The organism is Flavobacterium soyangense, assembly GCF_015277675.1.
Taxonomy (GTDB): Bacteria; Bacteroidota; Bacteroidia; order Flavobacteriales; family Flavobacteriaceae; genus Flavobacterium; species Flavobacterium soyangense.
On sequence record NZ_JADHEC010000010.1, the window covers coordinates 82,133 to 103,456 of the forward strand.

The following is a 21,324-nucleotide window of genomic DNA, read 5'->3' on the forward strand; positions in this document are numbered from 1 at the left end:
CCAGCCCCCTAAAGGGGAGTCAGGAGTGCGAAAAATTGCGATTGTAATATAGAATATGTTTACCTGATTCCTATAAGATTTCTGTTAGCAGGGACAAATTCCCCTCTTGAGAGGGGCTAGGGGTGTGTAATTTATTGCAATTAAAAAATGGAGATATAATGACCAAAAGAAAAATCATACCCTACAATCCAAAGCTCAAAGAATTGGCTCTTCAATTGAGGAATGATTCGACCAAAACTGAAATTTTTCTGTGGTTAAAATTAAAAGGGAAACAGATGTATGGTTATGATTTTCATCGTCAGAAACCCATAGATAATTATATTTTAGATTTTTTTTGTTGCGAATTGATGTTGGCGATAGAAGTTGATGGTTATTCGCATCAGTTTTTAGAAGTTTATAATAAAGACGGAATAAAAGAAAAAAGGATGAACGAATTGGGGATTTCTGTTTTGCGATTTAGTGATGATGAGGTGTTAAATGATATGGAAAATGTACTTCGCGCCATTGAGTTTTATATTTTTGAATACGAGAAACACACCCCCAACCCCTCTCAAGAGGGGAGTTAGGAGTGGAAATAAAAAAAGTAAATAATAAAATGAAGATAGCCTTTCTAACCCCCGAATACCCACACCCCATAACAGGAAGTTCCGGTGGAATTGGCACGAGCATCAAGAATCTGGCTATTGGACTTTTACAGCAAGGTCATTCGGTTCGGGTTTTGGTCTATGGTCAAAAAGAGGAAGGTGTTTTTGATGATACCGGGATTACCATTCAGCAAATTAAAAATGTAAAGCTCAAAGGGTTGTCCTGGTGGCTGACACGAAAAAAATTGGAGTGTATTGTCAATCAATTGTATGCCAATCAGGAAATTGATTTGGTCGAAGCCCCTGATTGGACAGGAATCACTTCCTTTATCCAACCTCGAAAATGCCCTATTGTCATTCGATTGAACGGTTCCGACACTTATTTTTGTCATTTGGATCACCGTCCTGTAAAATGGATGAATAAATTCCACGAACGAAGAGCCCTCAAAAAAGCAGATGGCTTGCTCTCCGTAAGCCAATTTACTGCCGATTTGACAAATAAAGTATTTGGGTTGCATAAAAAATTTACGATTATTCCCAATTCGATTGATGTTGATTTTTTTAATGTCAATGGCAAAAACAATGATCAACAAAATTTAAGTATTTCAAGCTCCCCTGTCATTGCGAGGAACGAAGCAATCCTTTGGAGAGGGGTTGTGGGTGAGGATATTATATTGTATTTCGGTAGTCTGATTCGTAAAAAAGGATTGTTGGAATTACCATTCATTTTCAATGCAGTCATTGAAAAAAATAGGGAAGCTAAATTAGTACTTGTGGGCAAAGATGTGCCGGATATTGTTTCAGGGCTTCATTCTACTTGGCAAATGATGCAAGAATTATTTACACCTGAGGCCATGCAAAACGTGAGCTATTTAGGAAGTGTTCCGTATCCGGAAATAAAAAAGCAAATAGACTTGGCGACGGTCTGTGTTTTTCCTTCCTTTGCCGAAGCCCTGCCCGTTTCCTGGATTGAAGCAATGGCCATACAAAAAGCAGTAGTGGCTTCTGATATTGGCTGGGCTAAGGAAATTATTACCGATGGAGTAGAAGGTTTTTTAGTCCACCCAAAAGAGCACCATCAGTATGCCAATAGGATTCTTGAGTTATTAGAGAATTCGGAATTGCAACAAAAATTTGGTATAGCCGCCCGAAAAAAGATTGTCAATACTTTTAGTATTGAAATTGTAGCAAAACAAAGCCTATTATTTTATGAAGGTATAATCAAATCAAAATGAAGAAACAGTTAAAAAAAATAATAAGTGCCCTTTTTCCAAAAGGCAATCTGAAAGAACAAATCAAATTAGTCTATTACAGCATCAATAGACCTAAGCATACAAAATATGAACTAATAATAGATAAAGAAGGTAGAGTAGCTTTCAAAACTACTTTTGAAGAGGTGTCTATGATTACCAATGAAGCTTTATACTTTATTGTTCCGGATTTTAATTATTATCAGCATTTTTACAAAGTAAGGGCAAACGATATTGTTTTGGATGCCGGTGCCAATTGTGGTCATTTATCCATTTTCTTTTCGAAATTGATTGGAAAAAATGGTCAGGTCTATGCTTTTGAACCCGATAGGTTTAACATTGCCCGAATTAATCAAAATAGGGTTTTGAATAAAGGCCTTGCGGATACTATTAAAATCGAAGAATTGTTGTTGTGGAATGAAAATAGATTAGTTGATTTTTACGAAGCCGGAACGGTGGGTTCTTCGGCGGTATGGATTCCGGATGCTGATAAATGCGTTCAAAAAGAAGCTGTAAGAATTGATGACTGGGTATTGAAAAACAATATTAAGAAATTGGATTTTATAAAGATGGATATCGAAGGAGCCGAAATAGAAGCCCTGGATGGTTGTGTGCAAACCATCGAAAAGCTAAAGCCTAATTTTGCCATAGCTTCGTATCACATTGTAGATGGAGCACCCACTTATATTAAAGTGGAGGAATTTTTTAAGAAAATGAATTATCCTTATCAAACGGTGCGATTCCGAAAAAATGAAATTATTACATTCGCTGGGGCATCCGTAAAAGAGTAATGCAATGATACTATTATATCATAATGGAGATACTATTGTGGAGCTGGCTAATGCCAGTGATTTTTCAATGGAAAAGCACCATAATTTATCTATTGCAGCCGTCCTTGTTGCAGTTGCCAAAGCCTATCCGGAGGAAATTTTAATATGGTGTCATCAAAGTCTGAATGAACAACTCAATAGTTCAGCAATAGAGACTTTGTTTCATCATAAGAAACTAATGCTTTCCTATAATCCATCACATACTAATTTTATAGACCAGAACATCGGTTATATTGATGCTTCTCCTTTTATCCTAATTAATAAAGCAGTCACTTTCGCTACTTGGCAAATGAGCAGCTGGGTAGGTGGTATCCATGCTGAAGTGCTTTTGGCTTTCAATGGTAAAATTCCTTTCGATAAAGATTTTGATTATTTCCTGTGTTCTCTAGCCAAGTTGGGAATGCAAAGGGGACTGTTGTGTTATTCCGAGCCCCTACTTTTTAAACAAAAGAAAGATAGTTCTCTAACAAAACCCAGCAACTACACCCTTTTTCGTTTTGTTAAACAACATTATAGAACACGTTGGGTATTCCTGTTATTTTTTAATTTAGCGGTGTATGAACGTAAAACCCCCTTTTTACCTTTCCTTTTTTCCCTTTTCTACAAGAACAGGACTAAGGCGAGTATCAATTTGGATACTATCAGGATGCAATCTTCGAGAAAAATAATCGACAAGGCAACTTTGGATGTTATTATACCGACTATTGGTAGAAAAGAATATTTGTATGATGTGCTTTCGGATTTGAAATCACAAAGCCATTTGCCCACCAATGTTATCATAGTGGAGCAAAATCCAGATGAAGGAAGTCAATCGGAACTGGATTATTTAACCAATCAAGAATGGCCATTCAAAATAAAGCATATATTTACCCATCAGGCGGGAGCATGTAATGCCAGAAATGTTGCTTTGAAGCAAATAACCAGCGAGTGGGTTTTCTTTGCTGATGATGATATCCAAATAGAGGTTGATTTTATTGAAAAAGCGCTTGAAGAAATTGCTGTATTTGGGGTTAAAGCGGTTTCTGTTCAATGTTTTCAAAAAGGCAATTCTAAAAAAGGAGGCGTGGTTTTTCAATGGATTACCTTTGGAGCGGGTTGCAGTTTTGTTTTTGCAGATAGTATTAAACAATCTAACTTTAATAGGGGTTATGAATTTGGTTTTGGAGAAGATGGTGATTTTGGGATGCAATTGCGCAATCAGGGTACCGATGTTTTGTATCTGCCGGATCCTGCTATCCTGCATTTGAAAGCGCCCATAGGAGGTTTTAGGACAAAACCACTATTGCAATGGCAAAATGGTAGCATTCAACCCAAACCTTCTCCAACAATAATGTTGTTTCAAATTTCGCATCATTTGCCGGAACAAATTAGGGGGTATAAAACCATTTTGTTTTTTAAGTATTATGCGATTCAATGCATTAAAAACCCCATCCTATATTATATTCATTTTCAAAAGCAATGGAAACAAAGTGTATTCTGGGCCAACAAACTAAAGCAACAAAATGAAGTTTAGTCTTATCATCTGTACTTATATGCGGCCAGAGGCATTGCTGCAATTGTTGCAATCGGTTCAGCACCAAACGGCGTATCCAGATGAAATTCTGATCGTTGACGGCTCCGCCAATAGAGAAACGGAAATTATTCTAAAAGGAAATCATTTCAAAAACCTGTATTATTATGCAGTGCCACCCGAACATCGTGGTTTGACCAAACAAAGGAATTACGGCATAGAAAGAGTGGGAACAGATATGGAAGTGGTTTGCTTTTTGGATGATGATACGGTGCTGGAAAGCGATTATTTTGAGCAATTACTCCAAACCTATGAATTCCATCCGGAGGCTTTGGGGGTTGGAGGTTATATTAGAAATGAATCTCAATGTGAATTTGTCGGGGAACAGTATCAGCCTAAAATAGACGACTATTTTTTTGATGGTTGGAAGCGAAAGGACAGCAGTCGTTTTATTCTCCGAAAAAGATTAGGATTGGATAGCGATTGTCCTCCGGGATACTCCTCTTTATACTCCCATGGACGTAGTGTTGGTTTTTTGCCTCCAAGCGGAAAAACATACGAAGTAGAAATGTTGATGGGTGGGGTTTCCTCTTTTAGAAAAACCATATTTAGGACCCTGAAATTCTCTACCTATTTTGAAGGTTATGGGCTGTATGAGGATGCTGATTTCACTTTGAGAGTCTCCCAAATCGGGAAATTATATATGAATACGGCTGCACAATTAAACCATTATCACGCTAATTCTGGCAGACCCAACCAATACCAATACGGTAAGATGGTAGTCCGAAATGGATGGTATGTATGGCGAATCAAGAATCCAAATCCAGTATTAAAAGACAAATTAAAATGGCATTCTATTACTATATTGTTGACTTTGATACGATTTTCCAATACATTTACCACCAGTAAAAGAAAACAAGCTATTACAGAAGCTGCGGGAAGATTGGTGGGCTGGTGGAGTCTGTTTTTGAATAAACCCAAATTAAAGATTTAAGTATTATTTTTAAATTAATAAATTTTCTCAAGCAATAGGAATATATGAATAAAATAGATTTTTCTACTAAAAGAATCAATTGGACAATTGTGTTGATTTCAGTTTTATTGATGTTGGTAGTTTTGAATTTTCCTTTTAGGGCGAACCGTTTTGGAGATGCTACCTTTCACGTGGAGTCAAAGAATTTAGCTTTGTATCTTAAAGGAGAAGTTGCTGCAGACAAGGTGATGATTACCAAGGCTCCCGGGCCCATATTGTTTTATACGCCAGTCTATTTGTTAGCCGCAGTTGATGCGAATGATGATCGGTTATGGGTGTATGCGGTTGTCTTTACATTCATTATTGGTATGATTAGTTTACTGCTTATTTTTAGAATAGGAACCACCTTCTTTTCCAAAGAAGTAGGGCTTTTGAGTGTGTTGTTATTTTTTGCATTCCCCATTCATTGCTATTATTCCTTGGGGATATTAGCGGAGATGCCCGCTTTTTTTTCTTTGGCTTTGGCTATTTATGGTTGGTCCATAGCCTTCGAGGATCCCGATAAAAAGAAAGGTTGGATCCTTTTATCACTTGGAATGTGGTTGTTAATTCTGAACCGACCCAATGCCATCTTGCTACTTGGGGTACTTTTTTTAGTGATTGTGTATTCCTTTTTTAAAAATAAAACGTTCTATGCAACCTATGGCAAAAAATTAAGTTTTACTTTTTTGACAGTCTTGATTTTGGGTATGGGGACATTACAATTAGCACGAAGTATAAATGGAAACGAGTCAGGAGGAAGTCAGGAATCCTATTTTTACTATGTGGCGCATATTGGACGTTTTCAGTTTAGGGAAGAACCCACCGATTTACGGTTTTGGGAAAGTGATAATCGACCGGATAGTAAAGATTATCAAAGTTGGATACGAAGCGGAGGCGAGCTGGATGCGGTTATGGCTAAAACAAAACGTACTTATAATACTGTTTACAGCCATTTTATAATTGGCGATATGCTGGAACATCCCTTTTGGACAGCAAGACAGTTTGTGATTCGGTGTTTTTATGGGCATATCAATATTATCAGCAAAGTACAACCTGATCAATTTGATTTAGGACCATTCAAAGGGTCTCTTGGCTATTGGACTTTTCTTTTCATTATCAATTCCATTAATTTATTGGTACTTGTGGGGGCAGTTTTATTTTTGTATCACGAAAAGAACTTGATTCAGTATTGGATTTTCTGGGGAATATCTGTGGCTTTGCTTATTTTTCATGGATTGACTTATATGGAACCCCGCTATATGTTTCCTTCTAAAGTGGCCTTGTATAGTATGAGTGCAGCAGGTTTATATCGTATTCCTTTGATTAAAAAAATAATCGATAAAATTTCAATACATGTATTTCCAATTGCTAAACCTGTAAGATGAGGTTTGGTATTTTAATAACCTATTGAAACTTTTTTGTGGAAATAAACTACTTCGGGCTTGCACGGAGAGATATTAGTAAAGTTAAACACAAATTCCGCCAATTTACACAAACAATAAATCTGAGTAAATCTGTGCAATCTGTGGCAAAAAAAATAGTCCGCTTGGCGGACGTAAAAAAATAAAGAACGTAGAATGGAAATAGAGTACGAAAAAAAATATCATGAAGTGGAAACCGAAAACTGGTGGTTTGTCTCCCGGCGACGTTATTTGCTCGATGTTTTGAAAAATGCACCAAAAGACAGCCTACTATTGGATATTGGTTGTTCCTCTGGGATTTTTCTAAAAGATTTAGAACGGATAGGCTTCAAACCGGAAAACCTTTTTGGGATTGATATTAGCGAAAAGGCCATCGCAAACTGTAAAAAGAACGGGATTCAAAATGCCTTTGTGATGGATGCCCAAAAGATTAGCTTATCCCAGAAATTTGATATTATTGTAGCTTCGGATTGTCTGGAACATTTACGTGAGGACACCGCAGCTATTATAAATTGGTCTGATTTATTAAAAACAGGAGGTATGCTGTGTGTTTTTGTCCCCGCTTTTCAATCCTTATGGAGTACCCATGATGAGGTGAATATGCATTATAGAAGGTATACCAACAAGGAATTAAAAGATAAATTGATAAGCGAAAAATTCACTATTTTGAAATCGAGTTATTGGAATTTTTTATTGTTTGTTCCTCTTTATCTTTTCAGAAAAATCGATGCTGTTGTATCGAGAAATAAGAAAAAAGAAGGGCAGATTATTGATGGAAAATTCACTAATGTTATTTTATTGAAACTCCTTTTGTTCGAAAACAAACTCCTGAAATATGTCAATTTCCCTTTTGGAGTAAGTACCTTTTGTATCGCCCAAAAAAGGTGAATTAAAAAGTCAATCCCAATAAAAGATACTACAGGTTTTAATAATTTCCACAAACCAAACCATTGTAATTTTCTCTTAATTTTGTCTCTTATGGCATTTATTGCAACCAGCCTATTATTTTAAAAAAGAATTTCACTAAACCAAAATTCAATAGTTCAGATAAAAAAATATTTCTATTTTGAATACGTGCTTTATTTAACTAATTTCACATCCAAAGTAAGCCAAGCAGGAGATAGCATAATAGGAGAAGGTATTGTCGGAGCCTCAATTGCATATTTGGTAAATTGGTTTGTACGGACGACTTTTTTTACTGGTCGAATTTAATTAATGCCTAAGAGAAATAAAATATCAATAGGGTCTAAAAATAGCTATAAATGAAAAAAGAAGATCTAGTCTATTTCAATTTAATCCTTTTCCATGCGGTATTGGGCTTCTTAGTGTATGTATTTCCTTTTGTATCCAAACTCTATGGCTATGCCATTTTTGTTGTGGGTTTCTTTTACGTCTTAAAAAAACAAAATAAGAACAACGAAGCCTTGATTTTCGCTGCTTATATTGTAGGGAGTGAAGTTTTTTTGAGGATGACAGGGGGTAATCCTTTGTACGAAATATCCAAATATGGGGTAATGTTTTTTGTTTTTATGGGGATGTATTTTAGCGGGTTCTCCAAGAGTGCCACCCCGTACTGGATTTTTCTGCTGTTACTGGTACCCAGTATTGTGATTACCACCTTTGTACTTAATTTTGGCACTAACATAAAAAATGCCATCGCCTTTAATATCTCAGGCCCCGTTTGTTTGGGCGTAGCCTCTATCTATACCTACAGGCGAAAGATTCCCTTGGAACAGATGAATTCCATTTTGCTCAGTTTGGGACTTCCCATTGTGACCTGTATGGTGTATCTGACCTTTTATACGCCTAACATTCGGGATGTGATTACCTCTACCCAATCTAATTTTGAAACCTCAGGGGGTTTTGGTCCCAACCAAGTGGCTACTATTTTAGGGTTGGGGATGTTTATCTTTTTTTCCAGAATGATATTGGAGTCCAGAACGAAATTTATGTTAGGACTCAACTTACTCATTGCCATTAATATGAGTTATCGGGGTATAGTGACCTTCTCGAGGGGTGGTATGATTACGGGCTTTCTAATGATTTTATTGTTAGTGCTATTTCTCTATTTCAAATCCAACTATACCGGCAGGGTCAAACTCAATTATATTATTGTGTTTATTGCCGTAGCTATGGTTGCGACCTGGGTCTATACTTCCTCGCAGACAGGGGGGCTCATCGATAAACGCTATGCGAATAAGGATGCCGCAGGAAGAGAAAAGGAATCCAAATTTACCGGGAGGGAGGATGTCGCAAAGGGTGAAATCAATGCTTTTCTGAATAATCCCATTTTTGGCGTGGGCGTGGGCAAAGGGGTTGAGGTACGTCTGGCTGAGACTGGAGATGGGACTTTGTCGCATGATGAAATTACCCGTATGCTTGCGGAACACGGTTCACTGGGTATTGTGGGTTTGCTGATCCTGTTTTTTACGCCTTTGTTTTTATATGTGGAGAACAAATTTAATATGTTCCTGCTGTGTTTTGTGGCGTTTTGGTTTTTTACCATCAATCATGCCGCCATGCGCACCGCTGCACCGGCCTTTGTGTATTCGTTGTCGTTGCTTAATGTTTATTTTCAGGAGAATAGTCGGGTAGTAGAGGGCAGGTAGCAGGTAGCAGGTTGCAGAGGGCAGGTAGCAGGTTGCAGGTTTCAGGTTGCAGGTTTCAGGTAGCAGTTGGTAGATTTCAGGTAGCAGGTAGCAGGTAGCAGGTAGCAGATGGCAGATGGCAGAGGGCAGATTGCATGCAGTTGCATATTGAAATATTTATAAAAATTTATCTGGATTATTCATCATATAGTTTAATAGCTTACCAACTTCAAGGCTTTTTGATGTTAAGGTTTCTAAATCATTTTTAGTAATATAATCACAAGCATTTGCATATTCTAATCCTACTTGAGTTTCAGCATTTTCAGCATCACTATCTGTTAATTTCGAAACAAAATGTTTTTCATATTTTCTTTTTCTTGTTGCTTCTGCGATATTAGCCGATACACTTCTGGAAGAACGCCTAATTTGATCTGTCAATGAATATTTTTCTTCAGAAGGAAAACTTTTTGAAATAGAAAAGATTTCCATTGCTAATTCAAATGATTTCTTATAAGCTAGTAAATCCTGAAATCTCATAATTTATTATTTTAAATTTATCCAATCTGTTTTCTGATACCTGCTACCTGAAATCTGCCGTCTGCTTCCTGAAATCTGCCATCTGCCGTCTGCTACCTGAAATCTACCGTCTGCTTCCTTACTCCCGCCGTCTGCAACCTGCCTTCTGAATACTGCTAACTCCTCTTCTTCGCCTTGATCATCATTTCCAACTGATCCCAAAGTGCTTCCGGAATGGCTTCGAGAATGTTGAATTCTCCGGCTCCTTTCAGCCATTCGCCTCCGTCAATCACGATGACTTCGCCGTTGATGTAGCCCGAGAAATCAGATACCAGATAGGCCGCGAGATTAGCCAATTCCTGATGGTCACCCACTCTTCCCAAAGGTACTTTTTTAGCCATATCAAACTTTTCGGCCAGGTTACCCGGCAACAATCGATCCCAGGCACCTTTCGTAGGGAAGGGGCCTGGAGCAATGGCATTGGAACGGATTCCGTATTTTGCCCATTCTACAGCCAGACTTCGTGTCATCGCCAGAACCCCTGCTTTTGCGGCTGCTGAAGGCACGACATAAGCCGAACCGGTAAAGGCATAGGTAGTCACGATATTCAATATGGTTGAAGAGGTTTGTTTGGTGTCAATCCAATGTTTTCCAAAAGCAAGCGTGCAGTTCTTGGAACCTTTCAAAACGATATCAATTACGGTATCAAAAGCATTCGCCGATAATCTTTCGGTAGGAGAAATGAAATTCCCTGCGGCATTGTTCAATAAAACATCTACTTTGCCATATACTTTCAGCACTTCCTGCAACATGGCTTCGACCTGGTCGTAATGGCGTACGTCGCATTGCACTGCCAGACAGGTTCCACCAGTCTCCAATTCCAATTCCTTGGCTGTGGTTTGCAGTTTTTCGAGATCACGGGAGCTAATGGCGACGTTTGCACCCAGTTCCATAAAATATTTAGTCATGGCTTTACCTAGTCCGCTACCGCCACCCGTTACCACAATTACTTTGCCTTTTAGGGCATCGTCCCGAAGCATTTTTGCTGAGAAATCCATAGTCTTGTTTTTTTTAGAGTTGTAAATATAAGGAAAAATAATTAGTAGGCGTGCATAGTAAAAGTAGAAATGTAGGAGTGTTTGCAAAGAAGACTACTCGTTGTTTTTTTGCCAGAGATTATTCGGATGAAACGGATTTTGCTTGAATAAAATAATGTGTCTCTTCGAGTGATTTTAATAGTAAAGCGACAGCTTTACTATTAAAAATTGTATCGAGAAGCATTTTGAATCAGATGGTTCCCGATACTATTTTTAAAGTATTATATTTTTTTCATTCTTCAACATATGTTCGGCCTTAAAAATCACAACCATTGACACTTAATGTATTGAAAAATAGTATTTATAAAATAACACACCCCCAGCCCCTCTCGAGAGGGGAGCTAGGAGTGATTCTAATTGTTATCTGTTTTTTATTTCCTTGCGCCGGCTGGCTCCTTCGCTAAAACAGTCCACTGGACTGTTTTTTAACGCTCGACCCTCAAAGTCAAGGGGCGTAGGAATAAAAAAAAATATTAAATGCGCCATTTTATTGGGCTTTATTAGAAATAACATTATTACACCCCACACAATCGCTTTGCGGCGTCTTCCAGGGTTTTGTTGTCTTTGGCAAAGCAAAACCGAATCCGTTTTTCGTCTTTGGCATCGCCATAAAATGAGGAAAGCGGAATGGCTGCCACGCCGTGTTCCACTATGAGTCGCTTGCAAAAGTCAACATCATTCTCAGCACTGATGGAAGCATAAGAAGCCACCTGAAAATAGGTTCCTTCGCAGGGCAGTAATTCAAATCGGCTGTTTTGAAGCAACGTTCTGAAATAGTCCCGTTTTTCCTGATAGAAAGTTCCAAGTTCATCTACGGCAACCACATCCAGATACTCGCTGATGGCAACCTGTGCAATACTGTTCACACTAAAGACCATAAACTGGTGTACTTTTTTGACTTCGTTCATCAAATGTACAGGTGCTACGAGATAGCCCACTTTCCAGCCTGTGATGTGAAAGGATTTTCCAAAAGATGAAATCACGACCGCACGATTTGTTAGTTTTTCCCGAGAATGTGCCGAAATATGGGACTGTTCAAAGGTGATGTATTCATAGACTTCATCGGATAACAGGATGACATCGGGGTATTTTTGCAGGAGTGTTTCCAATGCCTCAAAATCGGCTTCGGTCAAGGTTTTTCCTGCGGGATTGTGCGGATTGTTGACGATAATCATTTTAGTTTTCGGACTGAATGCTTTTTCGATTCGTTCCCAATTGGGGGTATAATCGTTATTTAAATTGATACGAACGGGTTTTGCCCTACACAACAGCACGGGGGCTTCATAGCAATCGAAGCTTGGATCCAGAATAATGACTTCGTCGTCTATATTTATCAAAGCCGTAATGGTGGTAAAAATGGCCTGGGTAGCACCGGCAGTCACGAGTATTTCTGTTTCCGGAAGGATAATTCGGTTATAGGATTTCAGTACCAATGCGGTTATCTTTGTCAATAGCGGGGTATACCCCGACATGGGGAGGTATTGGTGTACATTTTCTTTGGCCAGTCGGGCAAGGTTATCGGTCAGTCTTTCGTCGACTCTAAAATTTGGAAATCCCTGTGAGAGGTTGATGGCATTGTATTCGGCTGCCATTTTAGACATCACCGTAAAGATACTCGTTCCGACGTGGGGTAGTTTGGACATACTCTGTGTTTTGTGTTCTAAAAGTAGGTAAAAGGTTTTGCTTTAGAAAATGTTTTTTTAGGAGGCCGATGGTGTTGAGGGTTTGTGGGGCGACTGATTTGGTGCGTTAATTGGTGCGGATTCGCTTTGCGTAACATAGATTTTTTTGGACACGGATTGACACGGATTCGTTTTGCGAAACAAGGATGAAAACGGATTTTTTTGATTGTTTATTATATTTTTATTAAAATTCTATTTATGATTGAATAATGTGATTCTAATTGTCATCTGTTCTTTTTTCTCTGCGCCGCCTGGCTCCTTCGCTAAAACAGTCCATCGGACTGTTTTTAAACGCTCGGCCCTAGATTTTTGCAGAATCTTCGAAAAGTGGGTGCCCTGCTGCCACAGTCAATGGGCGTAGGAATTCAAAAAAACAATAAATGTGTCATTTTATATTGCTTTTTAATAAAAATTATCCCTTGAACTGACGGTTTTAATAAGTACACACAACGGTTTATTTAATGAAATTTTTATCTGAGGGAATGCTTTGGGAGATAGGTTACCAAAAAAAAGCACTCCAAATTGAAGTGCTTTTGTAAAGGTTTAGGCATGTATTTTATTAATTTGGGGAATCTGAATTGCCCATATCTCTGATGCAAACATATTTGCCATCTCTTTTTTCGAAAAGGCTGAAGTAGTTTCCGCTTCGTAATTTTGTGCCCGTGGAATCTGAAAATTGGAATGCTCCAATTTCTAATACGTATTTTTCCATTATCGGCTACATAAACCTCTTTGGTTTCAAAGGCAATTTTATCCCTTTTTGCAAAATTGGCCAGTTCTTCTTTCAAGGATTTCTTTACCCACTACAGCTAATTTACCGTTGAAATAACTTGTCGTATCGTCTGCATAATAAGTCAGGGCATCTACATTTCCTGTATTGTAAACGCTTGCAAAAGCATCTTCAATGGCTTGAATTTCAGCTTTTACCTGTTCTTTGTCCACTACCGGAGCGGTAATAATTTTTTCCTCTTTCTTTTGATTGCAGGCTATTGATACAATCAGTATAATCCAGCTATTAATATCTTGATTTCATAATTATAATTGGTTTAAAAGTTATTTATAGTTGGTTTAATATCAGTGTTTTAAATAATAAATTCAATTAAAAATATTGAATATCCCGTAATTTTATTCGTTTTTTTAAAACTGACCCGTTTGGATTGATAAACCTGTCCCGTTTTGAAATCTGTCCCGTTTGGATTGATAAACCTGACAGGTTTCTAAAACCTGTCAGGTTTGGTGGGATGTAAACCTGTCCCGTTTGGATTGATAAACCTGACAGGTTTCTAAAACCTGTCAGGTTTGGTGATATGTAAACCTGTCCCGTTTGGTGGGATGTAAACCTGTCTGGTTTGGAAAAGACCTGTCTCGTTTGGCAACGTCTAAATCCCTAAGAACGTTTCTATTGGGAGACCATTACTTTTTATTTCATGAATGTATTTGAAGTTTTCAATGTCATCAAAAATTTCAATTACTTCTTTGCGTTTTAATTTTGTTGGTTGATTAGTAAGACAAGTGCTGTAAGAACTCCAAGGATAATCTAAAGGATGTTCGCAATAATTGTGGTGAACAGGATTATTATGGATATATACTATCCCGTTTTGAAAATAGTTTTCGCTTTCAATAGATTTTCTTCTAAAAGGTCTTTCGAAAAGAGCTCCATGTCTATTGTATTTTTTGTTAAATGCTTTTGTGTAGGCATTGAATAAATTAGAAAATGATTGCGATGGTTGTATTTTCTTTTCTGTTTTTATTTCATCAGCGTCTTTAATTCGTATCAAAAAGTGGAAATGGTTTTTCATCAGGCACCAAGCATAGGTTTCTGCTATGGGCTCAATATGTACATCATACAATTTCAGGAAATACTCATAATTACCATTTTCTTTAAAAAGGATGCTGCTATTTATACCCCGATTGTAAATGTGGTAGTACTTTCCGTTTTCAAGTGGTTGTATGGTTTGCATATAGTTTTGTTATTAAACCTGACCCGTTTTAAAAACGGGTCAGGTTGGGTTGGTGATATTATAAACCTGACAGGTTTTTAAAACCTATCCCGTTTGGTCGTTGTTACTAAACCTGACAGGTTTTAAAAACCTGTCAGGTTTGTGTTGTTGTTGAAAACTATCCCGTCTGGTCGTTGTTACTATACCTGACCCGTTTTAAAAACGGGCCAGGTTTGTGTTGTTGGTTGAAATCTATCCCGTTTGGTCGTTGTTGCTAAACCTGTCAGGTTTGTCGTTAGTCCGTCAGTAATATTTCCAGAATACTTATGGCTGCTTCACTGATTTTGGTTCCGGGACCAAAGACGGCTACTGCACCGGAATCAAACAAAAATTGATAATCCTGGGCAGGAATTACACCCCCCACAATAACCATAATATCTTCGCGACCGTATTTTTTGAGCTCATCGATTACTTGGGGTACCAATGTTTTGTGTCCCGCGGCGAGTGAGGAAACGCCAAGAATATGCACATCGTTTTCAACGGCTTGTTTGGCGGCTTCGGTCGGTGTTTGAAAAAGAGGGCCTATATCGACATCAAAACCCAGATCTGCATATCCGGTGGCCACTACTTTGGCCCCGCGATCGTGTCCGTCCTGACCCATTTTTGCAATCATAATTCTAGGGCGACGCCCTTCTTTTTTGGCAAATTCGTTGGCCAGTTGTTTGGCTTTCTCGAAGCTTTTGTCGTCTTTTATTTCTTTGCTGTACACGCCGCTAAAGGATTTAATTTGTGCTTTGTATCTTCCGAAAACGGTTTCCATGGCATCGCTGATTTCGCCTAGCGTCGCTCGGTTTCGCGCTGCTTCAACAGCCAGTTCCAGCAGATTGCCTTCGCCAGTTTGGGCACAAAGGGTTAATTTTTTGAGTGAAAGTTGTACTTTTTCGGTATCCCGATTTGCTTTAATTCCGTCTAATTGTTCGATTTGTTGTTTGCGTACCATTTGGTTGTCAATATCCAAAATTTGCAACGGATCTTCTTTCTCCAATCGGTATTTGTTGACCCCCACAATAATATCCTGACTGCTGTCGATTCGTGCCTGTTTTCTGGCGGCGGCTTCTTCGATACGCAGTTTCGGAACTCCGGTTTCTATGGCTTTGGTCATTCCGCCAAGTTCTTCGACTTCCTCTATGAGTTTCCAAGCATTTTGGGCTATTTCATTGGTTAAACTTTCGACGTAAAAACTTCCTGCCCAAGGATCTACGGTTTTGGTAATCTTAGTTTCTTCCTGTAAATAGATTTGGGTATTTCTGGCAATTCTGGCAGAGAAGTCCGTTGGCAAAGCAATGGCTTCATCCAAAGCATTGGTGTGCAAGGATTGTGTTCCTCCCAAAACTGCTGCCAAACCTTCGATGGTGGTTCGTGCCACATTGTTGAAAGGATCCTGCATAGTCAGGCTCCAACCCGATGTTTGGCAATGGGTTCGTAACGCCAAGGATTTTTCATCTTTGGGGTTGAATTGTTTGACGAGTTTCGCCCAGATCATTCGTCCGGCGCGCATTTTGGCAATTTCCATAAAATGGTTCATTCCAATGGCCCAGAAAAACGAAAGGCGAGGAGCGAAGTCATCGATTTTCATTCCGGTTGCCAATCCGGTTCGGATGTATTCAAGTCCATCGGCCAGAGTGTATGCCAATTCAATATCGGCAGTGGCACCTGCTTCCTGCATATGATACCCTGAAATGGAAATCGAGTTAAATTTTGGCATTTTCTTGCTGGTGAATTCAAAAATGTCGGCAATGATTTTCATCGAAGAAGTTGGTGGATAGATGTAGGTATTTCTCACCATAAACTCTTTCAGAATGTCGTTTTGTATCGTGCCTGAGAGTTGTTCGGGTTTCACGCCCTGTTCTTCGGCAGCGACAATATAGAATGCCATGATAGGTAAAACGGCACCATTCATCGTCATAGAAACCGACATTTCGCCCAAGGGAATCTGGTCAAACAATACTTTCATATCTTCGACAGAATCAATGGCCACACCAGCTTTCCCTACATCACCTACCACACGTTCGTGGTCAGAATCGTAACCGCGATGCGTTGGTAAATCAAAGGCGATGGAAAGTCCTTTTTGTCCTGCAGCCAGGTTTCTTCGATAAAAAGCATTGCTTTCTTCGGCTGTCGAAAACCCTGCATATTGCCGAATCGTCCAAGGGCGACGCACGTACATTGTGGCATAAGGGCCGCGTAAATTTGGCGCAAAGCCAGCTCCAAAATCCAGTTGTTCGAGGTTTTCGATGTCTTGCCCGGAGTAAGTTGGTTTTAGTTCGATGCCTTCGGCTGTGAGGAAGTTGTCAGGTTGCAGGTTGCAGGTTGCAGGTTGCTTCGCCAGTTCGCCATTTGGGCTCGGGTGCAAATTGAAAGCAACAGACTCAATACTGTTTTTTAATTTAATATGTTGTAGATTTTTGCGTATCACCTTTCAATAATTTTAAAGGACCATTTGTTATTAGAATTGTTGGCATTGATGCCTTCGAAAAGACCGGCACTTATGGTAACCCCTGAACCCACGGTAAACAGTAAAAAGGCAGCGTCATTTCCGCCGGAGGCTGCCACTAATGAAGCCCCTACGATTGCCAGTCCCACAATCAGCACCACGGTTTTAACCGTTGCCAATGTTTTGGGTTGATATTTAATGCTTTGCAGACTATCGATTTTCACCGTTTGATCATTGACTGTAAAGGTTAGCGTATCCAAAATTTTAAGGTTTCCAATGTGTTTTTTTCCGTCCAAAGTTCTTATTTTTATGCGATGGTTTTCTACAAAGACTTTCACTTTTCCCGTCTTGATATTGGTAATCTCAATGGTTCTGTGTTGCGAGAAAACAGCGTATGAAATTAAGAATACCAATAAGTATATTATTTTTTTCATTCTGTAGTTTTCAATTAATTTTCTTCTTTGAGTCTTTCCTGTTCTAATTTTTCGGCCAGTCGTTTTTCGATTAGGGGTGTTATCAAGGTTTTTCTTGGTTTTATTTTCACGAAAGGGAACAGTTCTAAATCGTCCTTCATTCGGTCTTTTTTGTTGGGATATTTATTGGTTCCCAGCAGGATTTCTTTTCCGGTATCGAATAATTCCTGTTCCTTGTCAGCACTTTCCTGAATTTTTCTTTTGATGATTCCATTGTTGATTTGCTTGAGGAAACCGCCGTTGGCTTCGATATCTTTGAATAAGGTCAATGCTTTTTCGGCTAATTGATGGGTTAGATTTTCGATGTAATAACTTCCATCCGCCGGGTTATTGACTTTGTCAAAGTAGCTTTCGTGTTTAAGAATAAGGAGTTGGTTTCGGGCGATTCTATCACCAAATTCATTGTCCTTATGGTATAGAGTATCGTAAGGTAAGTTTGCAATGGTGTCAGCTCCACCCAGAATAGCACTCATACATTCAGTTGTGGTACGTAGCATATTGACGTTGTAATCGTATAATGTTTTGTTGCGTTTAGAAGGCGAAACCAATAGATGACAATCGAATTCGTGGTTGTATTCCTTTGCGATTAGATTGAAAAGCAATCGGAATGCCCGTAGTTTTGCGATTTCGAAAAAGTAATTAGTTCCCACCGATATTTCGAAAACGATTGGATTATTTATGTTCGTGATTCGGTTAAAATATTCGTTGGCGTGCGCCAGGCAGTAGGCAATCTGTTGCACCATATTGGCACCGGCATTTTGATATAAACCTCCGTTAATACTGATGAAAGAAAGGTTTGTTGTTGCTGCCGAAATTAGATTTAAGGTTTCGAAATTGTTTTTCTCTTTGGTGGTAAACCAGTTTCCTTCTTTGGCTAATTGGCCAATGGGGTCCAAGGTGCAGAAAATTGTTGCGTTTTTCCGCTTGGCAATATCGTTTATTTTTTTCACGAAATCGATTGATATAAATGCCAAGTTGAAATAGGTAGTTATTTTTTCCAAAGGAATATTTTCCAATAGTTTTGCCACATCGGTATTTTCATTTTCAATGGTGAAACGAATGCTTTCCGCTCCGCGATTGATGCTGTCAATGGCTCGAAGGTTTGACTTTTCGAGGTCGTGAACAAAGATGTTTTGGCAAATCTTAAACTCAGATGCTTTTGTATTTAGGTTTGAGGCTCCCCGAAATTCATCTTTATGATAAAATGGTTTTACTTGGATGTCTTCGGGTGAATTCCAGATTAGGGTTTCGTTATAGTCGGCACCATTGAGTTCAAACTGGATTTTTTGTTTCCATTGTTTGGAGGAAATGGGATTGAAATCATCAAATAGATTTTTCATTTATTGGTTTAAGGGTTTAATATTGTATCCTTATGAAATTACTGCTGTAAGCTTGTCGATAGAATCCCTGCCAAAATCAGGATTGCTATCATGGATGTTTTTAAAATTACTATTATTGAAAAACAGTGTTTTAAAAAACACACCCCCAACCCCTCTCAAGAGGGGAGTTAGAAGTGCTTCTAACTCATAAATACGTCATATCATATTGCTTTTTTTAAAAATTCAACATCGATGAGGTGTACTATATTACTTAACTTCTAATCTATTTTTTAATGTCTTTTTCAATGGTATCACCTTCGAATTGGATGATGTAGATGTCTTCACTATCTTTTTTCATATAGTATTTTTCCCGGGCATATTTTTCGGTCTGGTCCGGATTTTTTAGTTGCCGAATGTTTTCCTTGTCTTTTTTGATTTCCTGCTTGTAGTAAGCAGCGTTGTCTTCGAGTTCATCGATTTGTTTGTCTAAAAAGCGATGGTCGAAATAGGAATAGTTATCCAGAAATATCATCCAGGTCGAAAAAAACAACAAAACCCAAACGTATTTGTTGCTTAAAAATTTGAACCAAGGTTTGTCTTTATATGAATTTGTCATTTAAAATTCTGTTTTTCTAGCCCTGATGGAGCCGATATCCTTTGTGAGGCACGAACAAAGATAAAGGTGACAGCGGGAAATAGCTTCAAATAATTAATGTTATAAAGTTACAATAAATTTATAAAATTCTTTGATTTATTACCGCACGAACCACATCGATTGCGACGGTGTTGTATTTGTCGTTTGGTATGATGATGTCGGCAAATGTTTTTGTGGATTCGATGAACTGCTGATGCATAGGCTTTAAAGTGGTCTGGTAGCGTGTTAATACTTCCTCCATATCACGACCCCGTTCTGCTATATCCCTTTTTAACCTTCGAATTAATCGTTCGTCAGAATCGGCGTGAACAAATATTTTGATGTCGAACAAATCACGAAGTTCGGGATTAGAAAGAATGAGAATTCCTTCAACTATCATTACTTTTCGGGGATGTGTTACTATTGTATCGTCGGTTCTGTTGTGTGTGGCAAAGGAATAAACGGGTTGATTGATGGTTTTTCCTTCTTTGAGTTCCTTAAGGTGTGTAACCAATAAATCGAAATCAATAGCTCTGGGATGGTCAAAGTTGGTTTTTGAACGTTCTTCGTAACTCTCGTTTGTGGATGCTTTGTAGTAGGAATCCTGAGTAATAATTCCCACTTCGGTATGTGGCAATTCATTCATTATCTGATGCACTACGGTTGTTTTTCCGCTTCCTGTTCCGCCTGCAATTCCTATTATCAGCATAAAATAGTTTTGTTGTGTTATTGATGCAACAAAAATAGGGATTTATCTTTTTAGATTTAGGATTTATTTTTGATTACAGGGGGCTGAGTTTTGTTTAAAATAAAAAAATCCCTTTTGCAAAGCAAAAAGGATTTCTTGTGTCGGGGTGGCAGGATTCGAACCTGCGGCCTCCTGCTCCCAAAGCAGGCGCGATAACCGAGCTACGCTACACCCCGAAAGCGGTGGCAAATATATAACAAATTTTTGCTTATCCAAAACTATTTTAGAAATAAGAAATTGATCAGATCTAATCCTGAGTAAATCGTATGAATTACATCCTTGAATTAATTTGTAACTTTACCAATCTAAATAATTTCAAATAAATGACCTGCGATGAAAAAGACAATTCTTGTTTTATGTATACTGTTACTTATTGGATGTAAATCAAAATCTGTTGTAATTAAACCCGTTGAAAAAAAATGTGTGAAGCTGTCTATTTCAGAAGTAGATGAAAGTCAAAAGAAAAAAGCATACGATTTAGGTAAAAGAGTTTTAATGATTTGCAACACTTCAAAGTTTATTCCGTTTAATAAAAGCGAGGCAACGCCATCTGTAATTGCAAATACAACTTTAGAAAAACACTCTGCAACCTGTTTAAAATTCCGAGCGAGATATGGTAGTTTCAAAGACCTTAAATTGGTAGAAATACATAAAAATATAACAGAAAACACCACTATTTTTCGCTACAAAGCACTTTACGAACACGAAAATGCCAATAAGGAACTTCGGGTAACGCTCAGTCAAGAAAACAAGGTTTCGTCCTTAAAAACAATGGAATGGGCGGATGTATTTAAATGTAAATTTTAAAAGCTGAAACACTTCTTGTTTAGTCAGAAACAATAGTCTTTGTTCTTATTCAAATGATTTTTCGTGTTTTATTCGTAACTTACAAAAAAAACTGGAGAGACAGTCTCGATTTATATCGTTTGGAATAGCATGAATTTTGTAACTTCTTTTTTTAGCAACCTCATTATTATCCTCACACTTCAATTAAAAATGTGTGAATTATACAACTTTTTTATAAAGTTATATAAGTCTTCCAGAGCATTTTTTATTGACTTTTACATAATCCTTCAAAAATAAAATAATTTGAAATTATATATAAAATCACTACTAACCGATTAATATTTTTAAACAGAAAGGGCTACTTTTAAAAGTAAGCCCTTTTTTTCATATATTTTGAGTGACAAAAAACAAAATTTATGAGTTCCAAAGATATTGAA

General features: G+C 38.1%; 20 protein-coding genes and 1 tRNA gene. 9 read left to right on the forward strand and 12 right to left on the reverse strand.

All coding sequences use genetic code 11. The features are described from left to right. The first annotated feature begins 158 nt into the window (after nucleotides 1–158). The 8 genes from IR213_RS06535 (at nucleotide 159) to IR213_RS06570 (ending at nucleotide 9,219) form a co-directional block, all read left to right on the forward strand. A complete protein-coding gene (locus tag IR213_RS06535) occupies nucleotides 159–566 on the forward strand; it encodes an endonuclease domain-containing protein (RefSeq protein ID WP_194311503.1) in 408 nt (135 codons plus the stop codon). A 29-nt stretch (nucleotides 567–595) separates the two neighbouring features. After that, nucleotides 596–1,819, forward strand: a complete 1,224-nt coding sequence (locus IR213_RS06540; protein ID WP_194311504.1) for a glycosyltransferase family 4 protein — start codon at nucleotides 596–598, stop codon at nucleotides 1,817–1,819. Continuing rightward, nucleotides 1,816–2,625, forward strand: a complete 810-nt coding sequence (locus IR213_RS06545) for an FkbM family methyltransferase (protein WP_228479107.1) — start codon at nucleotides 1,816–1,818, stop codon at nucleotides 2,623–2,625. The genes IR213_RS06540 and IR213_RS06545 overlap by 4 nt, the downstream gene beginning before the upstream one ends. A 4-nt stretch (nucleotides 2,626–2,629) precedes the next feature. Further along, a complete protein-coding gene (locus IR213_RS06550; RefSeq protein WP_194311505.1) occupies nucleotides 2,630–4,177 on the forward strand; it encodes a glycosyltransferase family 2 protein in 1,548 nt (515 codons plus the stop codon). After that, nucleotides 4,167–5,168 (forward strand): glycosyltransferase family 2 protein, encoded by a 1,002-nt coding sequence (locus tag IR213_RS06555; RefSeq protein WP_194311506.1) that lies wholly within the window; start codon nucleotides 4,167–4,169, stop codon nucleotides 5,166–5,168. The genes IR213_RS06550 and IR213_RS06555 overlap by 11 nt, the downstream gene beginning before the upstream one ends. 44 nt (nucleotides 5,169–5,212) lie before the next feature. Beyond that, nucleotides 5,213–6,574: a glycosyltransferase family protein gene (locus IR213_RS06560; protein WP_194311507.1), complete on the forward strand. Its 1,362-nt coding sequence runs from the start codon at nucleotides 5,213–5,215 to the stop codon at nucleotides 6,572–6,574. Nucleotides 6,575–6,766: 192 nt separating this feature from the next. After that, nucleotides 6,767–7,498, forward strand: a complete 732-nt coding sequence (locus IR213_RS06565) for a class I SAM-dependent methyltransferase (RefSeq protein WP_194311508.1) — start codon at nucleotides 6,767–6,769, stop codon at nucleotides 7,496–7,498. A gap of 374 nt (nucleotides 7,499–7,872) precedes the next feature. Further along, nucleotides 7,873–9,219: an O-antigen ligase family protein gene (locus IR213_RS06570; protein WP_194311509.1), complete on the forward strand. Its 1,347-nt coding sequence runs from the start codon at nucleotides 7,873–7,875 to the stop codon at nucleotides 9,217–9,219. Nucleotides 9,220–9,375: 156 nt separating this feature from the next. On the opposite strand, the gene IR213_RS06575 is transcribed toward IR213_RS06570, so the two are convergent. From IR213_RS06575 to IR213_RS06625, 12 genes are all read right to left on the reverse strand, one after another. Further along, nucleotides 9,376–9,735 (reverse strand): four helix bundle protein, encoded by a 360-nt coding sequence (locus IR213_RS06575; RefSeq protein ID WP_194311510.1) that lies wholly within the window; start codon nucleotides 9,733–9,735, stop codon nucleotides 9,376–9,378. A 155-nt stretch (nucleotides 9,736–9,890) separates the two neighbouring features. After that, the gene (locus IR213_RS06580; RefSeq protein WP_194311511.1) at nucleotides 9,891–10,772 is read right to left on the reverse strand and encodes an SDR family oxidoreductase; all 882 of its coding nucleotides are present in this window, start codon (nucleotides 10,770–10,772) and stop codon (nucleotides 9,891–9,893) included. A gap of 554 nt (nucleotides 10,773–11,326) precedes the next feature. Further along, the gene (locus tag IR213_RS06585; RefSeq protein WP_194311512.1) at nucleotides 11,327–12,454 is read right to left on the reverse strand and encodes a methionine aminotransferase; all 1,128 of its coding nucleotides are present in this window, start codon (nucleotides 12,452–12,454) and stop codon (nucleotides 11,327–11,329) included. Between the two features lie 598 nt (nucleotides 12,455–13,052). Next, complete coding sequence (locus IR213_RS16260) at nucleotides 13,053–13,205, reverse strand: hypothetical protein (protein WP_228479108.1); 153 nt, start codon at nucleotides 13,203–13,205, stop codon at nucleotides 13,053–13,055. Nucleotides 13,206–13,243: 38 nt separating this feature from the next. Continuing rightward, entirely contained in the window at nucleotides 13,244–13,435 is a 192-nt protein-coding gene (locus IR213_RS16265; protein ID WP_228479109.1) for a Cif family virulence factor, read from the reverse strand. A 437-nt stretch (nucleotides 13,436–13,872) separates the two neighbouring features. Then, nucleotides 13,873–14,454: a transposase gene (locus tag IR213_RS06595; protein WP_194311513.1), complete on the reverse strand. Its 582-nt coding sequence runs from the start codon at nucleotides 14,452–14,454 to the stop codon at nucleotides 13,873–13,875. A 274-nt stretch (nucleotides 14,455–14,728) separates the two neighbouring features. After that, nucleotides 14,729–16,906 carry a methylmalonyl-CoA mutase gene (gene scpA / locus IR213_RS06600; protein WP_194311523.1) on the reverse strand — a complete coding sequence of 726 codons (2,178 nt, stop codon included), beginning with the start codon at nucleotides 16,904–16,906 and terminating at the stop codon, nucleotides 14,729–14,731. Further along, a complete protein-coding gene (locus IR213_RS06605) occupies nucleotides 16,906–17,361 on the reverse strand; it encodes a hypothetical protein (RefSeq protein WP_194311514.1) in 456 nt (151 codons plus the stop codon). Before IR213_RS06605 ends, scpA begins: the two co-directional genes overlap by 1 nt. A 14-nt stretch (nucleotides 17,362–17,375) precedes the next feature. Beyond that, on the reverse strand, nucleotides 17,376–18,740 hold the full coding sequence (locus IR213_RS06610) for a methylmalonyl-CoA mutase subunit beta (protein WP_194311515.1): 1,365 nt from the start codon (nucleotides 18,738–18,740) through the stop codon (nucleotides 17,376–17,378). A 262-nt stretch (nucleotides 18,741–19,002) separates the two neighbouring features. After that, entirely contained in the window at nucleotides 19,003–19,335 is a 333-nt protein-coding gene (locus IR213_RS06615; protein WP_194311516.1) for an FtsB family cell division protein, read from the reverse strand. Nucleotides 19,336–19,453: 118 nt separating this feature from the next. Continuing rightward, complete coding sequence (gene udk, locus IR213_RS06620; protein ID WP_194311517.1) at nucleotides 19,454–20,062, reverse strand: uridine kinase; 609 nt, start codon at nucleotides 20,060–20,062, stop codon at nucleotides 19,454–19,456. A 140-nt stretch (nucleotides 20,063–20,202) separates the two neighbouring features. Next, nucleotides 20,203–20,277, reverse strand: a tRNA-Pro gene (locus tag IR213_RS06625). A 157-nt stretch (nucleotides 20,278–20,434) separates the two neighbouring features. On the opposite strand from IR213_RS06625, the gene IR213_RS06630 reads away from it, so the two are divergent. Continuing rightward, nucleotides 20,435–20,908, forward strand: a complete 474-nt coding sequence (locus IR213_RS06630; protein WP_194311518.1) for a hypothetical protein — start codon at nucleotides 20,435–20,437, stop codon at nucleotides 20,906–20,908. Nucleotides 20,909–21,324: the final 416 nt, after the last annotated feature.

Bases quoted from the DNA above. Each gene is read 5' to 3' on its own strand.
- IR213_RS06565 (WP_194311508.1), top strand. From the start codon at position 6,767: ATGGAAATAGAGTACGAAAAAAAATATCATGAAGTGGAAACCGAAAAC.
- IR213_RS06575 (WP_194311510.1), bottom strand. From the start codon at position 9,735: ATGAGATTTCAGGATTTACTAGCTTATAAGAAATCATTTGAATTAGCA.
- IR213_RS06540 (WP_194311504.1), top strand. From the start codon at position 596: ATGAAGATAGCCTTTCTAACCCCCGAATACCCACACCCCATAACAGGA.
- IR213_RS06585 (WP_194311512.1), bottom strand. From the start codon at position 12,454: ATGTCCAAACTACCCCACGTCGGAACGAGTATCTTTACGGTGATGTCT.
- IR213_RS06595 (WP_194311513.1), bottom strand. From the start codon at position 14,454: ATGCAAACCATACAACCACTTGAAAACGGAAAGTACTACCACATTTAC.
- IR213_RS06570 (WP_194311509.1), top strand. From the start codon at position 7,873: ATGAAAAAAGAAGATCTAGTCTATTTCAATTTAATCCTTTTCCATGCG.
- IR213_RS06630 (WP_194311518.1), top strand. From the start codon at position 20,435: ATGAAAAAGACAATTCTTGTTTTATGTATACTGTTACTTATTGGATGT.
- IR213_RS06610 (WP_194311515.1), bottom strand. From the start codon at position 18,740: ATGAAAAATCTATTTGATGATTTCAATCCCATTTCCTCCAAACAATGG.
- IR213_RS06555 (WP_194311506.1), top strand. From the start codon at position 4,167: ATGAAGTTTAGTCTTATCATCTGTACTTATATGCGGCCAGAGGCATTG.
- IR213_RS06545 (WP_228479107.1), top strand. From the start codon at position 1,816: ATGAAGAAACAGTTAAAAAAAATAATAAGTGCCCTTTTTCCAAAAGGC.
- IR213_RS06535 (WP_194311503.1), top strand. From the start codon at position 159: ATGACCAAAAGAAAAATCATACCCTACAATCCAAAGCTCAAAGAATTG.
- IR213_RS06615 (WP_194311516.1), bottom strand. From the start codon at position 19,335: ATGACAAATTCATATAAAGACAAACCTTGGTTCAAATTTTTAAGCAAC.
- udk (WP_194311517.1), bottom strand. From the start codon at position 20,062: ATGCTGATAATAGGAATTGCAGGCGGAACAGGAAGCGGAAAAACAACC.
- IR213_RS16260 (WP_228479108.1), bottom strand. From the start codon at position 13,205: ATGGAAAAATACGTATTAGAAATTGGAGCATTCCAATTTTCAGATTCC.
- IR213_RS06580 (WP_194311511.1), bottom strand. From the start codon at position 10,772: ATGGATTTCTCAGCAAAAATGCTTCGGGACGATGCCCTAAAAGGCAAA.
- IR213_RS06560 (WP_194311507.1), top strand. From the start codon at position 5,213: ATGAATAAAATAGATTTTTCTACTAAAAGAATCAATTGGACAATTGTG.
- IR213_RS06605 (WP_194311514.1), bottom strand. From the start codon at position 17,361: ATGAAAAAAATAATATACTTATTGGTATTCTTAATTTCATACGCTGTT.
- IR213_RS06550 (WP_194311505.1), top strand. From the start codon at position 2,630: ATGATACTATTATATCATAATGGAGATACTATTGTGGAGCTGGCTAAT.